At 53.0% G+C, this 3,409-nt stretch carries 2 protein-coding genes and 1 pseudogene; all 3 read left to right on the top strand.

Annotated elements, in window-relative coordinates:
- Positions 1 to 2,330 (top strand): RHS repeat-associated core domain-containing protein (locus EQV97_RS28795; RefSeq protein ID WP_240890569.1); only part of this gene is annotated, 2,330 nt, incomplete at its 5' end.
- The gene (locus tag EQV97_RS28790; RefSeq protein WP_205894291.1) at positions 2,324 to 2,773 is read left to right on the top strand and encodes a hypothetical protein; all 450 of its coding nucleotides are present in this window, start codon (positions 2,324 to 2,326) and stop codon (positions 2,771 to 2,773) included. The genes EQV97_RS28795 and EQV97_RS28790, both read left to right, overlap by 7 nt.
- Before the next feature lie 304 nt (positions 2,774 to 3,077).
- Positions 3,078 to 3,221 (top strand): annotated as a pseudogene (locus tag EQV97_RS28785) (IS256 family transposase); the annotation flags it as partial.
- Between the last annotated feature and the right edge of the window lie 188 nt (positions 3,222 to 3,409).

The raw sequence follows: 3,409 nt of genomic DNA, 5'->3' as shown, positions 1-3,409 counted from the left end.
TCAACAGCGACGACGGCCTGCCACACACCATCATCGACGCCACACACAAATCCAAATACCTGTGGTGGAACACCCTGGCCCAGGTCGAACGCTTCCAGGATTGCTCGGGCAAAAACACCCGGTACCGCTTCGACGAACGTCATCACCTCGTCGCCGTCACCGATGCCCTGAACCAGACCACCACCCTGGAACGCAAACCCGACGGCGAAGTGCTGCGTATCCAGCACCCGGACGGCAGCGCCGAGTCCTTCACCTACAACGCTCTCGGCCAGGTCCTGACGCATACCGACGGCAAAGGCCAGACCACGCGCTTGCTACGTACCGCCCGAGGTCTGCCAAGCAGCCGACAGGACGCCAAAGGCCAGCGCATCCGTTACGAGTACGACCAGGCCATTCGCCTGACCGCGCTGGTCAACGAAAACAACGCGGCGTACCAGTTCGCCTACGACGCGTCCGATCGTTTGATCGAAGAAAAACGCATCGACAACCTGACCCGCCAGTTCAGCTACAACCTGGGCGGGCATCTGACGCGAGTCAACGAAATCGGCTACGGCGAACGCGCCGAACGTCCGCAGCGCAGCACCGAATTCGAACGCGATTCCATCGGCCGACTGCTGGCCAAACTCAATGCCGACGCGCGCCAGGACTACACCTACGACCAGGCCGACCGCTTGCTCACCATCGAGCGCCTGCCGACCGCCAACGGCAAGAAGCTCGGCATTTCTGAAGAAAAACTCGAATTTGCCTACGACCTGCTCGGGCGCCTGATCAAGGAGACCACACCCCAAGGCGCTCTGTCCTACGACTACGATCCGTTGAGCAACCTGACCACCCTGACTTTGCCTACCGGCCAGCACTTGAACCACCTGTACTACGGCAGCGGCCACCTGCACCAACTCAACCTCGACGGCCAGCTCATCAGCGACATGGAACGCGATGATCTGCACCGTGAAGTGCTGCGCACTCAAGGCAAGCTCACCAGTTGTTTTGGCTATGACGCGATGGGTCGTAAAGCCTGGCAATTCGCCTCGACGTTGCCGGCAGAGAAACTCTCACAGATTCTCAATCCCGGCATTCAACCCGAGCTGTTGGTAGAACACGCCTACAACCCGATTCACCGCCGTCACCAATACGACCCAGCCGGCGAACTCATTCGCACCCTCGACAAACTGCGCGGCGAGATCAAGTACGAGTATGAGGCCAACGGTCAGTTGCACAGCCGTGATACCGGCAAGTTGGTGGACAGTGAGGAGTTCCGATACGACGCGGCGGCGAATCGCCTGAACTTCAACACCAGTCAGTTTGATCACGTGAAGGACAACCGGATCAAGCAGTGGCGGGATCAGGAATATGCCTACGATGCCTGGGGCAACCTGATTGAAAAACGCAGCGGGATGAACCGGCTGCAGACGTTCAGTTACGACTGTGAGAATCGGTTGGTTAAAGCTGAGACGTTAGTGGGCGGCAAGTTGGAAAGTACCGGGGCTTATCGGTATGACAGCTTGGGACGACGTGTGGACAAGGTGTCGAAGGTCAACGGGGTCACCGAGCAGAAGCATTTTCTGTGGCAGGGCTTGCGCATGTTGCGCGAGGAGACGCCGGGGCAGAGCAGCCTTTATGTGTATGAGCCGGGGAGTTACGCGCCATTGGCGCGGGTGGACCAGGAAGAGGGTGGGGAGCAGACGCTTTATTACTTCCATACCGACCAAATTGGTACGCCGCTGGAGATGACTGACCGCGAGGGGCAGATTGTCTGGCAGGCGACGTATAAGGCTTGGGGTGCCCTCGAAACGCTGACGGTGAAGGAGGTAGAGCAGAACCTGAGGTTTCAGGGGCAGTATTTTGATGATGAGACGGGGCTGCATTACAATACGTTTCGGTATTATGATCCGGAGGTTGGCCGGTTTATTACGCAGGATCCGATTGGGTTGGACGGGGGCGATAATCTCTATCGCTATGTACCTAGTCCTACCGGGTGGGTTGATCCATGGGGGTGGGAATGCTGGAGTTCGGCGCGCCAGAAATTCTGGAAGACTGAAGCTAAGACGCCAAACCATGTATATTCGCCCGCTAACTTGGCACGAATGACTGAAGGTAAAGCTCCCAAGATGACTGTTGAGGTTATCAACAGGAAAACTGGTATGCCGCAAGTCAAAGAAGTCTCTATGGAACTGCATCATAGGGACATTCCGCAACGCGTTGGTGGTAAGGATGTACATCAGTCGAGCAATCTGGACGCTCTCACTCCTTGGGAGCATGAATCTGTAGACCCGTTCCGACACACCGGCTATGACGTTTCGAAAATTATTAAGGGTATGGATATATGGTAGATGTAGCGGCAGTTAAGCAGTGGATTGAAAGCGCTCAATATAATCAACTTATGGATCTTGTGAAAGGTGAGCTGGGTTTTAAAGTCGGAGATGATCAAGTTGCTGAAATTCTATTGAAGCACGATGTGAACAAAATGAATTCGGCCGGTTTGTCGATACAGAACTTGTCCGAATGCGCTCACCGCAAAGTTGAGTTTTGCAAATACTTGAGTGCTAAATTTTCAGTTATAAAGGGTTCTGAAAATGAGCAAGAGGGTGGAGGTGAAGATGATCAAGTCTTGGAGGAGCTTCCTTTTTATAAAAATTTCTTAAATTTGCATCTGATTGAGTTTTGTATTTTGAATGTGAAGCCGGATTTTTTGGAGGTTTATCTGAAATCTATTCGCATTCCGAACAGTAAGAAATATGCGGCTCAGCTAAAAAAGTCGTTTTCTTCGATATAGTAATAGCTTGCTTGAGAATAATTCTGGCGAGTTATCCTTATTTTGGTGCGGGGAGGTGCTGCAGAAAGAGCAAAAATTAAGATTGGCTTTTCATAGTCTTGAAAATTTGTTGAAGAGTTAGGTAAGTAGGTTTTAAGTTTGGCCGTGTTAGAGCTTGGCTTGTGGTGGTTAGTTGGTTTTACGGTTTATGGGGGCAGTCATAAATATTGTGTTCGGGCATAACATGTTGAAGAGATGCATGTATGCCAGCAAAAAGAAATTGGCCCGTGAGGCCCCAAGTGACTTTCCATCCATTCCCTAAGAGCTGATCGACCAGTTCGTCAGCGGACCGATGGTTGCCGAAGCTATTCAGGATGCTTCGATGGCGTTCAAAAAGGCGCTGATTGAACGAGCCTTGGGAGCCGAGCTCGGCCACCACCTTGACTATCTTCAGGGCGCGGAGCGCCCTGGGTAGCCTATTGACTTCCTTGGGGGAGAAAATAGGCAGTAGTTTTTCCTCGCCCTCCGGCACCATCGTCATTGCGTCGGACAACGTATTTGTTAACAGTCGCAAGGCTGCCCATGTCGAAAAAAGCATTGGCGCCTGCGACAAGCATCCAGGTCCGGTGCAGGTCGCAGAGGGTTCGACCAACGTTT

It is taken from the genome of Pseudomonas sp. TMW22090 (genome assembly GCF_022496665.1).
Taxonomy (GTDB): Bacteria; Pseudomonadota; Gammaproteobacteria; order Pseudomonadales; family Pseudomonadaceae; genus Aquipseudomonas; species Aquipseudomonas gregormendelii.
Note: the sequence above shows the minus strand (reverse complement) of the source record. Positions and strands in the feature narration are given on the sequence as shown.

Coding starts and splice junctions, on each gene's coding strand:
- EQV97_RS28790 (WP_205894291.1), top strand. CDS start 2,324: ATGGTAGATGTAGCGGCAGTTAAGCAGTGGATTGAAAGCGCTCAATAT.